Raw genomic sequence first — 19645 nt, 5'->3', positions numbered from 1 at the left:
TAGCTTTTCAGTTGAGAGTTTTCGAAAAGCTAGCTGAGCCAAAGCAAAGTTAAACAAATGACACAAGAAGACATTTGCTAGAAAATCTATGGAGGATTTATGACCATTGACTAATCCAATTATTGCCTTCAAAAATGTATCAAAGACATTTGAGGACAGTGGTACAACTGTTTTAAAAGATATTAACTTCGAATTGGAAGAAGGAAAATTTTACACGCTTCTCGGAGCATCTGGTTCTGGGAAATCAACGATTCTCAATATCATTGCAGGACTTTTAGAAGCTACAACTGGCGATGTATTATTAGATGGAAAACGTATCAACGATGTTCCCATCAACAAACGCGATGTCCACACAGTTTTTCAATCTTACGCTCTTTTTCCGCACATGACTGTTTATGAGAATGTGGCTTTTGCTTTAAAATTAAAGAAAGTAGCTAAAAAAGAGATTGATCAACGTGTTAAAGAAGCCCTTAAAATGGTGCAACTCGAAGGTTATGAAAAACGTTCGATTCAAAAACTATCGGGTGGGCAACGTCAACGTGTTGCTATCGCGCGTGCGATTATCAACCAGCCTAAAGTGGTTCTTTTAGATGAACCCTTATCAGCGCTTGATTTGAAGCTCCGTACAGAGATGCAGTATGAGCTTCGTGAATTGCAACAACGTCTTGGCATTACCTTTGTCTTTGTTACTCACGACCAAGAAGAAGCTCTAGCCATGAGCGACTGGATTTTTGTGATGAATGAAGGCAAAATTGTTCAGTCAGGAACACCGGTTGACATCTATGACGAACCCATCAATCATTTTGTGGCGACCTTCATTGGTGAATCTAATATTCTTGCAGCAACGATGATTGAAGACTATTTGGTCGAATTCAATGGTAAGCGTTTTGAAGCGGTTGATGGGGGTATGCGCCCTAATGAACCGGTAGAAGTGGTTATTCGTCCCGAGGATTTGCAAATTACACTGCCTGATGAAGGAAAACTTCAAGTAAAAGTAGATACGCAGCTTTTCCGAGGTGTTCACTATGAAATCATTGCTTACGATGAACTTGGTAATGAATGGATGATTCATTCGACTCGTAAAGCCATTGAAGGTGAGATTATTGGACTGGATTTCACACCAGAAGATATTCACATTATGCGTCTTCATGAGACAGAAGAAGAATTTGAAGCACGTCTTGAAGAATATGTTGAAACAGAAGAAGTTGAAGATGGTTTAATCAATTTTATCGAGGAGGAGCGCTATGAAGAAAACGGCTAGCTTTTTCTCAATTCCCTATTTTTTATGGGTCTTTCTCTTTGTTTTAGCACCAGTTGCCATGATTATCTGGAAATCCTTCTTTGATATCTCAGGTCAGGCTACTCTGGGAAATTATCAAACATTCTTTGGCTCATGGACTTACTTAAAGATGAGTTTAAACTCCATTCTCTATGCTGGTTTGATTACCTTAGTAACCCTTTTAATTGCTTATCCGACAGCCTTTATTTTGACTAGTCTCAAGCACAAACAGCTTTGGCTGATGTTAGTTATTTTACCAACTTGGGTCAATCTGCTCTTGAAGGCTTACGCGTTTATGGGGATTTTTGGTCAACAAGGTGGGGTCAATGCCTTTTTAAGCTTCATGGGCTTGGGACCGCAGCAGATCCTCTTTACTGATTTTTCATTTGTATTTGTAGCAGCTTACATCGAAATACCATTTATGATTTTACCGATATTTAACGCCTTGGATGATATTGATCGTAACCTTATTCATGCTAGTCGTGACTTAGGAGCCAGCGGTCTTCAAACCTTTACCAAAGTTATTTTCCCCTTGTCCTTGAATGGCGTCAGATCGGGTGTTCAGTCTGTTTTTATTCCAAGTTTGAGTCTTTTTATGTTGACGAGACTTATCGGAGGTAACCGTGTTATTACGCTGGGGACGGCCATTGAACAACATTTCCTCACTACTCAAAACTGGGGGACGGGATCAACCATCGGTGTGGTCTTAATTGCTGCGATGTTGATTATTATGTGGGCGACAAAGGAGAGGAAATCATGAAAAAATTAGCTAACATTTATTTGGTTTTTGTGTTTGTTCTCCTTTATGCACCGATTTTTTATCTGATTTTCTATTCCTTTAATAAAGGTGGCGATATGAATGGCTTTGCGGGTTTTACCATGGAGCATTATCAGACTATGATTTCAGATAGCCGCCTCATGTTGATATTGGCTCAAACCTTCTTTCTAGCTTTTTTAAGTTCTTTGATTGCGACGGCTATTGGAACTTTTGGAGCAATTTTTATTCATGAAAGTAAAAAGCGCTATCAAAATGGCATGCTGTCAACGAATAATATCCTCATGGTGGCACCTGATGTTATGATTGGGGCATCTTTCTTGATTTTATTCACAACGATTAAGTTTCAATTGGGATTTGCGACTGTTTTGCTCAGTCACATTGCCTTTTCTATTCCCATTGTTGTTCTTATGGTTCTGCCTAGACTTAAAGAAATGAATCAGGATATGATTCATGCCGCCTATGATCTGGGAGCCAGTCGCTCTCAAATGCTCAAAGAAGTCATGCTGCCTTACTTGACGCCGAGTATTATTGCTGGGTATTTTATGGCATTTACCTACTCTTTAGATGATTTTGCGGTGACTTTCTTTGTAACTGGAAATGGCTTTTCGACCCTTTCTGTTGAGATTTATTCTCGCGCTCGTCAAGGCATTTCCTTAGACATTAATGCTCTTTCAACCCTAGTCTTTTTCTTTAGTATTCTTTTAGTGATAGGCTATTATTTCATTTCTCAAGATAAGGAGGTTAAAGATGCGTAAATTAACATCCTTTCTGACAGGTATTGTTGCTATCATTATTCTTTTGTGGGGGACTAGTTTTATCTTGCAAAAGCAATCAGGTGATGTTTCAGATAAGTTAGTCATCTATAACTGGGGCGATTATATTGACCCAGATTTGTTGACCAAATTTACCAAACAGACCGGTATTAAGGTTCAATACGAAACCTTTGATTCCAACGAAGCTATGTATACCAAACTTAAACAAGGTGGTACCACTTACGATATTGCCATTCCGAGTGATTATACGATTGATAAGATGATTAAAGAAGACATGCTTATCAAATTGGACAAATCAAAAATAAAAGGGCTTGATCATATTGGTAAAGAATTCTTAGGGAAAAGTTTTGATCCTGCTAATGATTATTCTATTCCTTACTTTTGGGGAACTGTTGGCATTGTATATAATAAAAAACAACTCGATACTTACCCTAAGCATTGGAATGACCTTTGGAAGCCGGAATATAAGGATAGTATTATGATGGTTGACGGTGCCAGAGAAGTGCTTGGAATTGGGTTAAATAGCTTGGGATATAGCCTTAATTCTAAAAATAAAGCACACCTTGATCAAGTAGAGAAGAAGTTAAATCAGCTAACCCCTAACATCAAAGCTTTGGTTGGTGACGAGTTGAAAGGCTATATGATTCAAGGGGATGCACCGATTGGTGTGACTTTCTCTGGAGAAGCTAGTGAAATGCTTTATGAAAATGAAGATTTGGTTTACGTTGTTCCTACAGAAGGTTCCAATCTATGGTTTGATAACATGGTTTTACCTAAAACAGCTAAACACACTAAAGAAGCTTACCAATTTATCAATTTCATGCTAGAGCCTCAAAATGCAGCCCAAAATGCAGAATATATCGGTTATTCAACTCCTAATAACACAGCAAAGGCTTTACTACCAAAAGAAATCAAGAACGATAAGGCCTTTTATCCAAGTCAAAAAACCATCGACCGTTTAGAAGTATATGATAATCTTGGGCAAAAATGGCTTGGTATCTATAATGATCTGTATCTTCAAATCAAGATGTATCGTAAATAAAAGGTTATTCAAGTGCGAAGTTATCCATTTTTAGATCATTTTTGACATTTGAAGATGAAAAAACAACATTTTACGACTTTAGGATTAACATTTTCCGATAGAGTGTTATACTTTACATATAGAGACATGGAGGAACTCTCTCTCGAAACTCTCTCCTAAAATAACTTTCTCTTAACGTTTAGGATTCTTGATTTAAACTATCAATTACCCCATGTCTTACTTATTTCTTTCTAGTCTCAACGCGATGTTGAGGCGGATCTCATCCATTGGGTGAGATTTTTTTATTCCCTTTTATAGTCAAATGAACTACCTTTCAGAACAAGGAACACAAAGGCGCAGAAGGTACTTGATACTCATCGCTGAAAACATGCCAAAAAGAGAACCAATATGATTCTCTCGCATACCTATACTCTTTGAAAATCAAAAGCAGACCTTGTTGACTTGATTTGATGCCTCTCAGCTATATCTGCACGGCATCGCCTAGTCTACTTTTAATTTTCACTTAGTAGCAAGTACGGCAAGTCAACAGTGACCATGGATCAAAGTGAATTCAAAAGACTATATTACTTCTCGATTTGTGATATGATAGTGGGAGCAATAGGAGGTAAAAAATGATAAGAAGAGCAGTTATAGCTGACATTCCAAAGATTCAGGAATTATTAGGACAAATTTTGAGAGTCCATCACAATGTTAGACCTGATATTTTTAAGTCAAGGGGCAGTAAATTCTCAGAACAAGAATTACGAGAACTGATTCCTAATGATCAACATCCTATTTTCGTGTACGAAGATGATCAGGGTGAGCTTTTAGGTCACTTGTTTTTAATGATTCAAGAAAGGCAAGGGTCAGCTATGGTGCCCCATAAAACACTTTTTATTGACGATCTTTGTGTTGATGAAGCTGCGCGTGGTCAAAAAATTGGCGAGAAACTATACCGATTTACTTGTCAAAAAGCGTCCGAATGGGATTGCTACAATGTCACACTGAATGTTTGGAATGCTAATGCTAGTGCTGTTAACTTCTACGAACGTATGGGCATGACACCTCAAGAAATGAGAATGGAAACCATTATCCATCCTCACTTAGAAAATGAGCAATAGCCATGAAAAATCTTTTAGATTATGTCGCCAATGTAGGTCAGACATTGTTTTCTGAAAAGGCTCTGACCAGTTTAGATTTCGCCTTATTTAATGAATTGAGCTATCTGTCGATCTTCGAGTATTTACCCAACGACTTGAAGCTATCGGAATCCCTTGTCATCAATGATTTGGCTTTACGATTTCAGCAATATCATCAAGACATTCAATTCACCTTTCTAAACACCAAGGAGCGTATCAAACTTTTGGAAGCAGTTCTCAATAGTAAGCGTTATCAACATGTGGCTATTAATCATTATGTTAATGATATAAATGCTGAGTTTGAACGGCAATTTGCAGCCATGGTCTTCTCCATACCAGAGGAAAATACGCATCAGTTAGTTTTTCGTGGCACAGATGATAGCTTGATTGGTTGGAAAGAAGATTTTAAATTAACTTACATGCGGGAAATTCCGGCTCAACGTGCAGCTTCTATTTATTTAAAGGAAATTCTTCCGACTTTGTCTGGCCAGGTACTGGTTTCAGGGCACTCTAAAGGTGGTAACTTAGCCGTTTATGCAGCTGCGCATTTACCAAAAGAACTGCAAGATAAGATTGCACTCATTTATATGTATGATGCTCCCGGCTTTCGTCAAAACTTTTTACAATCACAAGGTTATCTGGCTATTAGATCTAAGATCCTTGCCATTAAACCATTCGAATCCGTAGTTGGTGTTATGTTGGAATCCGACAGAAAGCCAGTAATAGTAGCTTCTAAGGATCGAGGCATGGGGCAACACCCTATGTTGAATTGGGCAATAGATTTAGACAAAAATGAATTTGAAACCGTCACACAATTATCTCCAATGAGTCGGAAACTTGAAAAGACATTTGCGATTTGGAATAAGAGTTTGTCTCATTATGAGCTGAAAAACTTATTTGACCTCTTGTTTGATCAATTAATCGCTAGTGGTGTCACCAGTCTTAATGATTTCTCGGCGAAGAAACCTCTAGAAGTGGCAAAATATGTTGAGGTTTATCGAAGGCTATCGCCAAAACAGAAACGAGTATTTACTAGAGCACTCCATTTATTTATACAAGCCTATCGAAGCAATGCAGTGAACCCTCGAAGTACTAACTTGACAAGTATGTTAGCAAAATGGCAGCAAACAAAATCAGATTAAAAGGATTTGGAGCATGAGCCCCAAATCCTTTTAATCTTTTTCTTGACCAACACTGTAATAGGCCAGAGCAGTCATGAATCCAGCGAAAATGATACCACCAATAAGAGTTCCAATTAGTGATCCAGGCTGAGTCAATAGGTCCCACAAGGATTTCCCATTTTTCAAAGCAGTTAGACTATTTTGCATAAACATGAAACCTGTAAAGAAGATGCCAGATAGGATACCACGTTTGATTGCTTTACGTCTTTCTTTATCAACATCCTCTTTTGGCACCTCAATAATGCCACTGGTATCAATATCAGCCTTATCCATTTTCATTTTAAGCGTAAGTGGAATGATAAATATGGTGACTAAAATATTGATTCCGACATAAATCATTCCTGCATAACTGGGAAGAAAGTCGTATATGGTTACAAAAATAAGCGATGAGAACAAGATGTAATAAGTTAGGATAAGATAGGCATGCCCAGCTAGGCGATAAGCGATTTGCTGAACGTATTCATCAAACACACCTGTGATTCCAAAAAAGCGTGCAAATTGTTTTTCAAGTCTATTAGTTTTCTTTGACATGATCGTTTCCTTTCAAGTGTAAAACATAGATGAAGTGACTAGTAATTGAACCAACATAAAAGATAAAACAAAGTGAAGATGGTCACAAAAACTGTCAATAGTGATTATTGGTATAGTAATGCTATCAAGCCTTAAGTATCACGTGAGGTTAAAGGGCTGTTTTGAATTTTTTTAAACATGATAGGCATACTTGACAATCGAATGATTTGAAACAAGAAAGAACTGATGCTTTGTTTTCAAACAATGCCTAGTAGCTGAGCCCAATAACAGAAGAAAGCATGAATCAATAAAAGGATCAATTAATGGGGTTTTTTAGCCATAAGTCTATTTCCTTTTCAAAAGATGGAGACTAGTGGGTGTCCAATTATAAAGAGTCACACGGCGATTAGAAAAACTTCGAATAGTATCTCTCAAAAAAGAGAAGGTCAACTGAAAGTCTCTTGTTACTTTGCAGCTTCAGTAGAAAACTAATGCCAAGAACCTACCAGATGATTTTATTGTGTTCGGCTAAGCTAGAGCAATAGAGGACAATGCCTAATCATATGAATTCGCTGCTAGTTCTTATGATATTCTTCTTTTCAAACGTTGTCATTATTCTTTCTTTTACTTGGTTCCCAAAACAGTGTGTTAAGGTCACTTTGAAGGGTTTGGGCAAGTCTAATACAAAGGTCGAGCGAGGGATTATACTTATCGTTTTCAATCAAGTTGATCGTTTGTCTGGCTACCCCAATCGATTTAGCAAGGGCAAGTTGTGAAAACCCTTGTTTAACACGAAATTCTTTGACGCGATTCATGATAATCCTTTCTAAAATAAAATACTTTTATAGATGTGACATCATCAATTACAATTAAGAAGCAGAGTGTCAACTGTCAAGTATATGTGACATTATCATTATAGCACTAAGGTAAAAAATGTCAATTATAGATGACATAACGTTTAAAGCAAACTAAAAAAACGATACTAAGATCGTTTGTAGTAATATCTGTTACTTTTTGCCTAGAACCTTTTTCAAGGTAAAGAGAATATAGCCAACAAAAATATAAGCTAACAGGATAAAAAGAGTATTCTTACCAACTTGAAACCAGCCATATTTGTTAACATTGATAAAAAAGTAAGCAAAAGGGCTATCTTCAGCGCCAGGAATTGGCCATTTAAGCACTGTACCGTTAAAAAGCGCAAAGATAAAATAAGCTAATGGTGCAGCAGTCCACCAAAATGGATCATACCAGCGATAACTGTTTTTACGATCGATGAAAAGAGTATCTGAAATAAAGCCAATCGGTACAACGTAGTGAACAATTATATTTCTGACATTCCAAAATTCCTCAGCTTCTACTAAAGGAGCCAGCATGAAATGGTAAACTAAAAAAGTAATCGTGATACTCATTGTGACAGCAGCCTTTAGTCTAAGTGTGTTATTGTCAGAAATCTTTCCTGACCTAATTTCCCTAAAAACCAGATCAAAAAGAAATGAAACCACAAGGATGTTAGAGAGAACTGTGTAATAGAGCAACATTCCCCAACCATCTTGATAGAGTTGCATAGACACGCCAATCAGCCCAATAATAGCAAGGGATAAGCGATAGATAAGAGTTTTTGACATGATAATCCTTTCTAGATTAAGAAGCTCGTTTATTAATTTGGAACATTTTTCAAGCTATTTTTAGAAAGTTTATCGCTTTCTCATATATTTGGTTAATTTTTCAAGCAATACTTGCGATTTTTGATGTAATTGGTAGGAAATAGAAGGACCTTTAGTCTGCATAGCAGTTGCTAAAATGGTCTTCTCTTCAGAAGACAAAACATCAATAGATTGCCAATAGTTCAGGATGTCAAGGGATAGATCATCCAGTCGCAGATTTCGACGATTTTTACGACGTCGGCACAAGATCTGCAAAGTCCCGTAATTTTCAGGGAGCAATGGTGGTTCCTCGTGTTTTTTAGCTTTTGGTAAATGCTTCGAAGTTTGTAGCTTTAGAGCTTGACGTAGGCGTTCGTTTTCAGCTTGTAGCGCTTTTATTTGTTGCAAGTAACGCTCATTATCATTAGAAATCGGTGAGATGGTTTCAATGGATATTTCAGGGCGTTCTTCCTCTAGCAAGAATGGTTTGATATAATCAGTCCAAAGTTGGATTAGTTGGGCAAATTCTTCAGAGCTATGGGCGTCTTTACGACCACCTTTATAAATGAAATCTTTTAAACGTTTATAATCATTGAAAGCATGAAAGTTATTTTCAGGGCGTTCTCTAAAGACATCGTTTTCTAAAAAGTATGTGAGTAAGGGCCTCGAAAAATGGGCTTTGGTAAATTCTGGCAGTTGCTGGTGGCTTGCCAAGCGTTTGAGATGTCCTAGTTTTTTGACTTCTTTGGCTGGTAGATAATCGGTTGCAGCGGTAAAATAGGTGATGCAGTTAGCGCCGACATGAACTAATCGTTTGCCATTTTTGGCATTGACTAATTCATACCAATCTTTGATGCCTCTGGTTCCACATAAACAGCGGATAGAATCATCAATCTCGTTGTGGATTTTAGCGATGCTTTGCCATTCCTTGATTGCTGTCGGTAAATGATTAGATACAGAATTCTCTAAGATTTTGTCAGCTAGTGGTTGACGAATTTTTCCCAAAATAGACCTCCTTTTTTAGTAAAAATATTATAGCATAATCTTGGTGAGATGGCTCTTGCTATTGTATGAGGGTTTCGGTACAATAAGTGAAACAAATGGAGGTATGTCATGAAAGAGGTTAAGGGACTTTTAGTCATGGATGTTGATTCAACTCTAGTTCAAGAAGAAGTCATTGATTTATTGGGTGAGGAAGCAGGTGTCGGTGACAAGGTTGCTGATATTACCGAACGTGCCATGCGTGGCCAACTGGATTTTAAAGAAGCATTAACAGAACGTGTCGCTTTACTGAAAGGCTTGCCTGAGTCCATTTTTGATAGGGTTTATGGTAAGATTCACTATAATCAAGGGGCTAAGGAATTAGTTGACGAATTGCATGCGCGTGGCTATAAGGTGGGGGTAGTATCAGGCGGCTTTCATGAAACCGTTGATCGACTAGCCACTGAACTGGGAATTGACTATGTCAAAGCGAATCGTCTAGAAGTTGTTGATGGCTATTTGACTGGAAAGACAGATGGTGAGCTTGTAACCAAAGAAACCAAGGTTGCTAAACTGAAAGAATGGGCTGCAGTCAATCACCTTGCTCTCTCTCAAACCGTTGCTATGGGTGATGGGGCTAATGATCTCCCAATGATCAAAAATGCTGGTATCGGAGTTGCCTTCTGCGCCAAACCAATCGTCAGAGAAGAAGCCCCTTACTGCATAGACAAACCAGATTTGTATGAGGTGATTGGGATTTTAAATGAAAAAGAATAGGAGTAAAAGACGTGCCAATGAAGGTGCGTTTTTTATGATGTGTCTCTAAGCTGTATCTTGCTTCGTTAGAGGCGATACGCCAGAATCACCAGTTAAATGGGGATTCAGAACGTAGATAAACCTTCTCGGACAGAGTAGTCTCAAGGCATTAACTTTTACATTATTAACTAAAAAAGATTGAAGAAAATTGCTTGAAATGGGTTGATTCTTAAACCTAAACCGTTCTTTAGTCGAATGATTGCTTACATCATCACCACACTAAAAAGCACCGATTCGATACTCATCTTAGTCAAGTTGATGATGGACTAGCCTTAGTGTTCGCTATAATTCCTATCGCTCTGACTTTTTCAGAGGTTCAGTGCACTTAGATAGTTTTTTATTTTTGGTGCTAAAGTGGTGCTAATGACAAATTAAAAAGCCTTAGAAACACTAGTTTCATAGGCTTTTTTTGCTTATTAATTCTATTCCCATTCAACGGTTGCTGGTGGTTTACTTGTGATGTCGTAGACGATGCGGTTAACGTGGTCTACTTCATTGACAATACGTGTTGAAACTTTCTTGAGAACGTCCCATGGGAGTTGTGCAAAGTCGGCTGTCATTCCATCAATAGAAGTAATAGCCCGAATAGCAATGGTGTAGTCGTAAGTACGACCATCTCCCATTACACCAACAGAACGGACGCCAGTATTAACTGTGAAATATTGCCATACATCACGATCTAAACCAGCTTTGGCAATTTCTTCACGGAGAATGGCGTCTGACTCACGGACAGTTTCCAATTTTTCTTCGGTAATAGCCCCCATCACGCGGATAGCCAGTCCTGGTCCAGGGAATGGTTGACGCCAAACGATGTCATCAGGCATTCCAAGAGCAGTACCAAGCGCACGAACTTCGTCTTTGAAGAGTGTGTTAAGAGGTTCAATCAATTGGAATTGCATATCATCTGGAAGTCCACCAACGTTATGGTGTGATTTAATCGTTTGAGCTGTTTCGGTACCTGATTCAATAATATCAGTGTAGAGCGTTCCCTGAGCTAAGAAATCAACACCTTTAAGTTTGCTTGCTTCATCATCAAAGACATAGACAAATTCATTGCCGATGATTTTGCGTTTTTTCTCTGGATCTTCAACCCCCTCAAGAAGGTTCAGAAATCGTTTCGAAGCATCAACTCTGATGATGTTAAGACCAAATTTGCCTCCAAGCATTTCCATAACTTGGTCGCCTTCGTTTTTACGAAGAAGGCCATGATCAACAAAGATACAGGTTAGCTGATCACCGATAGCGCGTTGGAGAAGTACACCGACAACTGAGGAGTCAACCCCACCTGAAAGTCCCAACAAAACGTTACGATCACCAACGGTTTCACGGATTTTCTCAACTTCCATATCGATGAAGTTATCCATTGACCAGTCACCTTTAGCACCACAGATGTTCATCGCAAAGTTGCGGAGCATGTCGTTTCCGTATTCAGAATGACGAACTTCAGGGTGGAACTGGATACCGTAGATTTTCTTATCGGTGTTTTCCATGGCAGCGTAAGGGCAATCAACAGAGTCACCAACTAGGTGGAAACCTTGCGGAATTTCTGTAACGGCATCACCATGGCTCATTAACACAAGCTGCTGTTCAGGTGTGTTCGCAAAAAGGTCAGAAGGTGATTTTAAACGAAGGTAGGATTGGCCGTATTCACGATGACCAGCATCACCAGCAGGAACGACTTTACCGCCCAATTTGTGAGTGATCAGTTGCATACCGTAACAGATACCAAGAATTGGGATGCCTAATTCAAAGATTTCTTCATCAATACCAAAAGCATTATCAGCATAAACGGAATTAGGACCACCAGATAGCACAATACCAATTGGGTTAATCTCACGAATTTCAGCAGCAGTGATTTTGTGACTCATTAGCTCTGAAAAGACCCCAAATTCACGGATACGACGTGCAATCAACTGGTTGTACTGGCTACCATAGTCAAGGACAATGATTTTTTGAACATCATTCAAAAGTGAAACGTCAGTCATGATTACCTTCCTTTTTTTACGTCACTTGGACTTTAGTTAATTTATTCTAGCACAATTGCCTAAGATTCGCATTAGCTTTCTTCAAAAAACATAAGAAACCATTCTTTAAAGCTATCTTATTTTTTAAAAATTATGATAAACTATTGGTATAGATGTTTTAATTAACAAATGAATAATTTAAAGAAAAGAAATATTGAAAAACGATAGGGGAGTTGTGCCATGATACCGGCTTACATAAGAATTCATGATAGTATCAAAAAGGGAATTGATGAAGGAAAATGGAAAATTGGTCAACGACTTCCAAGCGAACGTGACCTTTCTGATCATTTTGAAGTGAGTCGGATGACATTGAGACAGGCTGTGACGCTTTTGGTTGAAGAAGGCATCTTAGAGAGACGTGTGGGAAGCGGGACCTTTGTGGCCAGCAGTCGTGTGCAAGAGAAAATGCGGGGCACAACTAGTTTTACTGAAATCATCAAGTCTCAAGGTAAAGTCCCTTCTACTAAATTGATTTCTTATAAGCGAAGTCATCCCAATGAGCAAGAGGTAAGGCATTTAAATGTTAAACCACACTCTTATATCATTCGGATGGAAAGGATCCGTTATGCGGATCATATTCCGGTCTTATTTGAAGTGACTAGTGTTCCTGAAAAATTAGTGAGGGATTTTGATAAGACTGCTATCACAGAACATTTCTTTCAAACCATGACAGAAAATGGTTATGAGATTGCTAAAAGTCAACAGACCATTTCAGCTAAGACGGCAGATGATGAAGTGGCTTCCTATTTGGAAATAGCACCTCACAGTGCTATCTTAGCCTTAACTCAGGTTTCTTATCTTATTGATGGACAGCCTTTTGAGTATGTTCGTAGCCAGTATGTTGGTGACCGATTTGAATTTTATTTAGAGAATAATTAGCAGAAATTGGGTAATACATCTTAGAAGTTGGTCATTGATCTTCATTTTGTGGTAAAATAAATGTTATGGAAATTGAAAAAACCAATCGCATGAATGCTCTCTTCGAATTCTACGCAGCTCTTTTAACGGACAAACAAATGAACTACATTGAGCTGTATTATGCTGATGATTACAGTCTGGCAGAAATTGCAGAAGAGTTCGGTGTTAGTCGCCAAGCGGTCTATGATAATATCAAACGAACTGAAAAAGTTTTGGAAACTTATGAAATGAAGCTTCATATGTATTCCGATTATATTGTTCGAAATGAAATTTTCGATGAGATCACAAAAAAATATGCTGATGATGACTATTTACAAGAAAAAATTGCTATCCTGAGTAGTATAGATAATAGAGAGTGATTTAGGCACTTTTAGCCGTATCATTTAGAATAACAAGTAAGAAAGAGGAAGACTAACATGGCTTTTGAAAGCTTAACAGAACGCTTGCAGAGCGTCTTTAAAAATATTCGTGGGAAAAAGAAACTCTCTGAGAAAGAAGTTCAAGAGGTCACTAAAGAAATTCGCCTAGCCCTACTTGAAGCAGACGTAGCCTTACCAGTGGTGAAAACCTTTATCAAGCGAATTCGTGAACGTGCAGTTGGTCAGGAAATCATTGATACACTTGATCCAACTCAACAAATCATCAAGATTGTTAACGAAGAATTAACTGCGATTCTTGGTTCTGAGACGTCTGAACTTGAAAAATCACCTAAGATTCCAACTATTATCATGATGGCTGGTCTTCAAGGTGCTGGTAAGACAACTTTTGCTGGTAAGTTAGCCAATAAATTAATCAAGGAAGAAAACGCGCGTCCTTTGATGATTGCCGCCGATATTTACCGTCCTGCCGCCATTGACCAGTTGAAAACCCTTGGTAGCCAAATCAATGTACCTGTTTTCGATATGGGGACTGAGACACCTGCTGTAGAGATTGTTAAGCAAGGACTTGAGCAGGCACGTCAAAATCGCAATGACTATGTTCTTATTGATACAGCAGGTCGCTTGCAAATTGATGAAACCTTGATGCAGGAACTCCGAGATATTCAAGCTCTGGCACAGCCAAATGAAATTCTTTTGGTTGTTGACTCAATGATTGGTCAGGAAGCGGCTAATGTTGCGCGTGAATTTAACGAACAATTAAATATTACAGGTGTTATCTTAACCAAGATTGACGGGGATACACGTGGCGGTGCGGCACTTTCTATCCGAGAAATTACTGGTAAACCCATTAAATTTACTGGTACGGGTGAAAAAATTACCGATATTGAAACTTTCCACCCAGATCGTATGTCAAGTCGTATCTTGGGAATGGGTGACTTGCTTACCTTAATTGAGAAAGCTAGCCAAGAATATGATGAGCAGCGTTCCATGGAACTCGCTGAAAAGATGCGTGAGAACACCTTTGATTTCAACGATTTCATTGATCAGCTTGACCAAGTTCAAAACATGGGACCTATGGAAGATCTTTTGAAGATGCTTCCGGGCATGGCCGGAAATCCAGCCTTGGCTAATCTTAAAGTTGATGAAAAACAAGTTGCTCGCAAGCGGGCCATTGTGTCATCGATGACTCCAGAAGAGCGCGAAAATCCAGACCTCCTAAATCCTAGTCGCCGTCGCCGTATTGCCGCTGGTTCGGGCAACAGTTTTGTGGAAGTCAATAAGTTTATTAAAGACTTTAACCAAGCAAAACAAATGATGCAAGGCGTCATGTCTGGCGATATGGAGAAGGCTATGCGTCAAATGGGGATTAACCCCAATAATCTGCCTAAGAATATGCCAAATATGCCAGATATGAGTGGTATGGATATGTCTGCTCTAGAAGGAATGATGGGGCAAGGAGGCATGCCTGACATGTCAGCATTTGGTGGTAATATGGATATGAGCCAAATGTTTGGCGGTGGCATCAAAGGGAAAGCTGGTTCATTCATGATGAAACAAGCTATGAAACGCCAAGCTAATAAAATCAAAAAAGCTAAGAAAAAACGTAAAAAATAAGTAAAAAAACATTAAATCCAGTTCTTAAAAGTTCTGGATTTTTCAATATTTCAAAAAAGTAGTTTAATACTATTTTTCATAACCTTTTAATACTCATCAAAAATCAAAAAATAACACGATGTATCGAATAGAAAATAAGATTCCGCAGTTTAGACCAAACGAAGTGAGCTTGAAAGGCTATATTCGACGTAGTGGTATTATTAGTGACAGTGTTGCTGGCACTAATAACGGAATTTTTGAGACCTAGGCTCAAAAATTAGGAATGAAATTCCGAAGGAGGTTGCGTTCGCACGCACTACTTAACAAAAGATCAAAAAAGTTATTTTTTGAAATTAACTGAGTATAAGGCGCTTTACTTTTAAAGCAGGTGGCACCATCGACTTTAGGATTTTCAGAACCAAAGCGAGTAAGTCGAACGAAAAATCCAGGTCTGAGACAGTTTTTGCCAGCCTTGCGTAGAGTTACCAGCAGAGCTTAGATCTTCACTATTAACCTGAACAGAATATTCAATCAGAAAAAGGACAGGGTTTATTGAGATGACTGTTTAAGTCGGATACTGTTTCCATTGAGTGGACATCCGTACCATCCTGTCACGGTATGATATTGTATTTCACCCTAAATGAATCAAATTCACTAGTATTATGTCAGTTGATCCTTAAGAGATTTACCAACCATCAGGAAGTGATGAGTGAAAGTCTCGGAGCGGTTTAAGCTTGGTTAATAAATAATTTCCTGTGAGACCAACGAAAAAACCAGAGAGAATGCCACTGAATGACAAAACCGGTAGATAATTTAAGACCAACCAAGACTGTCCAATCAGGGCAAAGACAAGTAATTGTCCGATATTATGCATGATCCCCCCCATAACTGAAATGCCAATGACGCTGACGCGCTTAGGACCTAGTGCCTTAATCCATAACATCATCAAATAACTTAGTACAGTACCTGCTAAACCGTATAAAAAGGTGGAAAAGGTCCCACTCAGAAAAGTTGAAACCAATAGGCGGAAGGTAACAACTTTAGCACTATCCTTGAAAGGCAAAGTAAATAGGGAAATGATGGTAATGAGGTTTCCTAAACCTAGCTTGGCACCTGGTGCAAAAGCGAAAGGTGTTGGAAGGAACCGTTCGAAAAAGGAAATAACCACTGCTTGAGCAACGAGCATGGTGATGAACATTAATTTGCGATTGGAGTTTGTCATAGGTCTATTTTACCATAAAACTCAGCCGCTATTTTTGTGAAAAGGATCCCAAAGTATATTGTTTAATACTAATTAGTCTGATATAATTGTAAGCGTATTATGAAAAATAAATAGGGGGATTTAGCTATGACAAAAGACATTGTTGTCGTTGGTGCCGGTTATGCAGGAGTGACTGCTGCTCGCCAATTAGCTAAAAAATACAAAAAAGACAAGGATGTGTCGATTACCTTAATCGATAAAAATTCCTTTCAAACTTATATGACTGAATTGCACGAAGTTGCCGCTGGCCGTGTGGAACCAGAAGCCATCAAATACGATTTGCAACGTATTTTTAAAAAATATCCCAAAGTCAATTTGGTAACAGATAAGGTTGTCTCAATTGATTATGACAATAAAAAAGTAGTTGCTGAACATCAAACGCTAACTTTTGATTATTTGCTCTTGGCTATGGGCAGCGAAACCAATGACTTTGGAACACCTGGTGTGAAAGAAAATGCCTTTACCCTTTGGTCAATCGAAGCAGCCGAAAAACTTCATGATCACATCGTTAATTCGTGCTTACAAGCGATGGGGGAACATGACGAAGCTAAACGTCGTGCTCTATTAACGTTCACAGTTATTGGTGCTGGTTTTACGGGTATCGAGATGGTTGGCGAACTGATTGATTGGGTGCCTATTTTAGCGAAACGCTACAAACTTGATCCAAAAGAATTCTCACTTAAAGTTGTTGAAGCATTGCCAACTATCCTCAACATGGTGACTGAGAAAGAACAAACGAAAGCCCGTAAATACCTTGAGAAAAAAGGTGTTGAGTTGATTCTTGCAGATGGGGTAACAAGCGTTGAAAAAGGTGCCTTGAATCTTTCGTCAGGACGTGTTATTCCAACCTACACGTCAATCTGGACTGCTGGAGCAAAAGCAAATACTGACGCAGCAGACTTCGGTATTGAAAAAGCGCGCGCAGGTCGACTCGTTGCAAACCAATACATGGAAGCTCAAGGCAAAGAAAATGTTTACCTAGCTGGTGATATCATGTACTATGAAGACGGCTCTCAAGAAGGTCGCCCAGTTCCTCAGATAGTGCAAGCCGCTGAGCAGACAGGGCATACGGCAGCACACAATATTATTGCGGCAATTAGTGGTGGTGAAAAAGAAGTCTTCAAAGGAAAATATGACGGTTTCCTTGTTTCTATTGGAACTAAATACACTGTTGCCTACGTTATGGATAAATACCATGTGTCTGGCTTTATTGCAAGTGCCATGAAGCACTTCACTAATCTTCTATACTTCTTTACTATCCGGAGTTTTTACAATATTGGTGCTTACATGCGTCATGAATTCTTTGACGTCGCAGATGGACGGAACATGTTTGGTAGCCATACATCAAGCAAGGGAAATCGCATGTGGTTGGTGCCATTGCGTATCTTTTATGGTTCTGTTTGGTTGCTCGAAGGGGTTAAGAAAGCCTTTGGACTATTTGGAACCCAGTCATGGTTTGATGATAAGGTAGTTTTCCCGTTTCCGTGGTTGCAAGAGGTAGCTGAAGCCACTTCAGGGGCTTCAGAGACAGCTGCTTCCTCAGAAGCCGTATCAGCGGCGTCTCAAGTAGCAGAAGGTGCCGCACAAGCAACTACAGAAGCTAGTCATCAAATCTTTAGTTTGAGCTACGCCTATGGTGAGGAGCCAATGCAAGTCTTGAAAGAAATGCCAGATTGGTTTGCCTCAATTATGAAATTCATGTTGCCAAACCAAGAAGTTGCTCTCTTCATGCAGAAAATGATGACCTGTGTTGAGATTGCAATTGGTCTTGCCCTTATTGTCGGTGCCTTTGTATGGTTGGTATCAGCTGTAACAGCAGCCTTCGTACTTATGTTTAGCCTTTCAGGGATGTTCTTCTGGGTAAACATTTGGTTCATCCCAGTTGCTCTTGCTCTGATGGCGGGGGCGGGACGTTCCTTTGGTCTTGACTACTGGATAATACCATGGCTAGGTCGTCGACTTGATCAGTGGATTTATGGAAAGCCTAGCCATCTCTACAGACGTTAACAAAGATGATAGGATTTCTAAAAAATCCGTGCTATAATAAGAGTAAGGTTATCTTACGGTGGTTATATTGACTAACCTGAGATAGCCTTTCTTTTTAATTAGTCGAAAAAACGAGTCATTTGTTAATAAGGAGTTTTACGTGGTACATCACATTTGGGATGACTTCCCAGAGATTCAAGAAGACTTAGAATCTGTTAGATCAATTATGATCTCTGAATTATCAGTGATACATCCAGAGGTTAAAGAAAAGATTATTGCTTATATGGAAGCTCCTGGAAAGTATCTGCGATCAGGCTTGTGTCTTTTGCTTTCTAAATCCAAGACAGGGCATATTCCAGAAGGAAAACTTTATCTTGCAGCTTATTTGGAAACCTTACATTTAGCGACTTTAATCCATGATGATGTCATTGATGAGGCGGATAGTCGTCGCGGTTTGCAAGTGATGAATAAATCCTTTTCCAACCGCATTGCCATCTATGCCGGAGACTATTTGTTGACTTATGCCAATCAATTTTTACGAAAAGCCTCTGAGCTTTTAGATGTCGGTAAAGAAGAACAAGAGCTGGGAAAACATAAGGTGGTTGAGCGAATATTGGTAGGTGAGCTGGCGCAATTAATGAACCAATTTGATTGTCAGGTGACTATGAAAGCGTATCTGAAGCAAATCAAAGGAAAGACGGCTACACTCTTTGCACTAGCTTGTCAAATGGGGGCTTGGGAAAAAGGGACCACAAGGCGAGAATCTCGCTTAGCTTATCGTCTAGGACAATCCATTGGTATGGCTTTTCAAATCAGTGATGATCTGATTGATTATCAAATTGATGAGAAAAACTCAGGCAAACCTCGAATGCAGGATATTCAAAATGGAATCTATACAGCACCTTTCTTATTTGCCAGAGAAACTGATCGTCAACTCATTGACCATTTCCAATTAGAAGAGAAAAAAGAGTGGTCAGAAGAAGAGTTAAGAGCTTTTTACAACCGCTTGAATCAAGCAAAAGCTTTCGAAAAAACAGAACAATTAATAAAAGCTTACCTACGGAAAATGAAAGAACAAAGCCAAGAACTCTTGCCTCCTGATGAAGCAGAAGAGCTAGTAAGCTTCCTATTTGAGGTGATGAATAGACAATTTTAATAAGAGTTTTACAAAAAGGAACTAGTAATGGCTAGTTCTTTTTACTATTTAGCTAGTGAGCAATGATAGCTTCTATTATTAAAATTACAGAAAAAAGAGTATAATAATACTCAATGAAAATCAAAAGTAGACTAGGCGACACCGATGAAGATAGAACTGTGGTTTGTCAAATCAAGTCAACAAGGTCGCTTTTTGAATTTTGAAAA

Annotated in this window: 19 protein-coding genes; 13 read left to right on the top strand and 6 right to left on the bottom strand. The window is 38.8% G+C overall.

The genetic code is table 11. The features are described from left to right. Nucleotides 1-106: 106 nt before the first annotated feature. The 6 genes from ABP870_RS03325 (at nt 107) to ABP870_RS03300 (ending at nt 6132) form a co-directional block, all read left to right on the top strand. Nucleotides 107-1261 carry an ABC transporter ATP-binding protein gene (locus ABP870_RS03325; RefSeq protein ID WP_350014075.1) on the top strand — a complete coding sequence of 385 codons (1155 nt, stop codon included), beginning with the start codon at nt 107-109 and terminating at the stop codon, nt 1259-1261. Beyond that, complete coding sequence (locus ABP870_RS03320; protein WP_350014074.1) at nt 1245-2039, top strand: ABC transporter permease; 795 nt, start codon at nt 1245-1247, stop codon at nt 2037-2039. The genes ABP870_RS03325 and ABP870_RS03320 overlap by 17 nt, the downstream gene beginning before the upstream one ends. Beyond that, nucleotides 2036-2812 (top strand): ABC transporter permease, encoded by a 777-nt coding sequence (locus ABP870_RS03315; protein WP_350014073.1) that lies wholly within the window; start codon nt 2036-2038, stop codon nt 2810-2812. The genes ABP870_RS03320 and ABP870_RS03315 overlap by 4 nt, the downstream gene beginning before the upstream one ends. Then, nucleotides 2805-3872 (top strand): ABC transporter substrate-binding protein, encoded by a 1068-nt coding sequence (locus tag ABP870_RS03310; RefSeq protein WP_350014072.1) that lies wholly within the window; start codon nt 2805-2807, stop codon nt 3870-3872. Before ABP870_RS03315 ends, ABP870_RS03310 begins: the two co-directional genes overlap by 8 nt. A gap of 611 nt (nt 3873-4483) precedes the next feature. Next, nucleotides 4484-4972, top strand: coding sequence for a GNAT family N-acetyltransferase (locus ABP870_RS03305; RefSeq protein WP_350014071.1), 489 nt, complete (start codon nt 4484-4486; stop codon nt 4970-4972). Between the two features lie 2 nt (nt 4973-4974). Further along, a complete protein-coding gene (locus tag ABP870_RS03300) occupies nt 4975-6132 on the top strand; it encodes an Mbeg1-like protein (RefSeq protein WP_350014070.1) in 1158 nt (385 codons plus the stop codon). Nucleotides 6133-6162: 30 nt separating this feature from the next. Here ABP870_RS03300 and ABP870_RS03295 read toward each other — a convergent pair whose 3' ends face one another. From ABP870_RS03295 to ABP870_RS03280, 4 genes are all read right to left on the bottom strand, one after another. Beyond that, entirely contained in the window at nt 6163-6702 is a 540-nt protein-coding gene (locus ABP870_RS03295) for a DUF3278 domain-containing protein (protein ID WP_350014069.1), read from the bottom strand. Between the two features lie 578 nt (nt 6703-7280). Further along, complete coding sequence (locus tag ABP870_RS03290) at nt 7281-7496, bottom strand: helix-turn-helix transcriptional regulator (protein ID WP_350014068.1); 216 nt, start codon at nt 7494-7496, stop codon at nt 7281-7283. Between the two features lie 192 nt (nt 7497-7688). Continuing rightward, nucleotides 7689-8306, bottom strand: a complete 618-nt coding sequence (locus ABP870_RS03285; RefSeq protein ID WP_350014067.1) for a Pr6Pr family membrane protein — start codon at nt 8304-8306, stop codon at nt 7689-7691. Between the two features lie 69 nt (nt 8307-8375). Next, nucleotides 8376-9329, bottom strand: coding sequence for a hypothetical protein (locus ABP870_RS03280; RefSeq protein WP_350014066.1), 954 nt, complete (start codon nt 9327-9329; stop codon nt 8376-8378). Between the two features lie 108 nt (nt 9330-9437). On the opposite strand from ABP870_RS03280, the gene serB reads away from it, so the two are divergent. After that, complete coding sequence (gene serB, locus ABP870_RS03275; protein WP_350014065.1) at nt 9438-10082, top strand: phosphoserine phosphatase SerB; 645 nt, start codon at nt 9438-9440, stop codon at nt 10080-10082. A 461-nt stretch (nt 10083-10543) separates the two neighbouring features. On the opposite strand, the gene guaA is transcribed toward serB, so the two are convergent. Beyond that, nucleotides 10544-12106, bottom strand: coding sequence for a glutamine-hydrolyzing GMP synthase (guaA, locus tag ABP870_RS03270; RefSeq protein ID WP_350014064.1), 1563 nt, complete (start codon nt 12104-12106; stop codon nt 10544-10546). A 219-nt stretch (nt 12107-12325) separates the two neighbouring features. Here guaA and ABP870_RS03265 point away from each other — a divergent pair, with 219 nt between their 5' ends. From ABP870_RS03265 to ABP870_RS03250, 4 genes are all read left to right on the top strand, one after another. Beyond that, a complete protein-coding gene (locus ABP870_RS03265) occupies nt 12326-13024 on the top strand; it encodes a GntR family transcriptional regulator (protein WP_350014063.1) in 699 nt (232 codons plus the stop codon). A gap of 65 nt (nt 13025-13089) precedes the next feature. Continuing rightward, nucleotides 13090-13422: a putative DNA-binding protein gene (locus ABP870_RS03260; RefSeq protein WP_350014062.1), complete on the top strand. Its 333-nt coding sequence runs from the start codon at nt 13090-13092 to the stop codon at nt 13420-13422. A gap of 57 nt (nt 13423-13479) precedes the next feature. Next, entirely contained in the window at nt 13480-15057 is a 1578-nt protein-coding gene (gene ffh / locus ABP870_RS03255; RefSeq protein ID WP_350014061.1) for a signal recognition particle protein, read from the top strand. 118 nt (nt 15058-15175) lie between these two features. Continuing rightward, on the top strand, nt 15176-15304 hold the full coding sequence (locus tag ABP870_RS03250; RefSeq protein ID WP_350014060.1) for a hypothetical protein: 129 nt from the start codon (nt 15176-15178) through the stop codon (nt 15302-15304). A 417-nt stretch (nt 15305-15721) separates the two neighbouring features. Here the strand turns inward: ABP870_RS03250 and ABP870_RS03245 are convergent, their stop codons facing one another. Then, complete coding sequence (locus ABP870_RS03245) at nt 15722-16258, bottom strand: Gx transporter family protein (RefSeq protein WP_350014059.1); 537 nt, start codon at nt 16256-16258, stop codon at nt 15722-15724. Nucleotides 16259-16384: 126 nt separating this feature from the next. On the opposite strand from ABP870_RS03245, the gene ABP870_RS03240 reads away from it, so the two are divergent. Together ABP870_RS03240 and ABP870_RS03235 are read left to right on the top strand one after the other, a co-directional pair. Continuing rightward, nucleotides 16385-18304: an FAD-dependent oxidoreductase gene (locus ABP870_RS03240; protein ID WP_350014058.1), complete on the top strand. Its 1920-nt coding sequence runs from the start codon at nt 16385-16387 to the stop codon at nt 18302-18304. Between the two features lie 139 nt (nt 18305-18443). Continuing rightward, nucleotides 18444-19439, top strand: a complete 996-nt coding sequence (locus ABP870_RS03235; RefSeq protein ID WP_350014057.1) for a polyprenyl synthetase family protein — start codon at nt 18444-18446, stop codon at nt 19437-19439. Nucleotides 19440-19645: the final 206 nt, after the last annotated feature.

It is taken from the genome of Streptococcus jiangjianxini (assembly GCF_040225085.1).
GTDB lineage: Bacteria > Bacillota > Bacilli > Lactobacillales > Streptococcaceae > Streptococcus > Streptococcus jiangjianxini.
The sequence above is the reverse complement of the archived record's forward strand: the minus strand, read 5'-3'. Positions and strand labels throughout refer to the sequence as shown.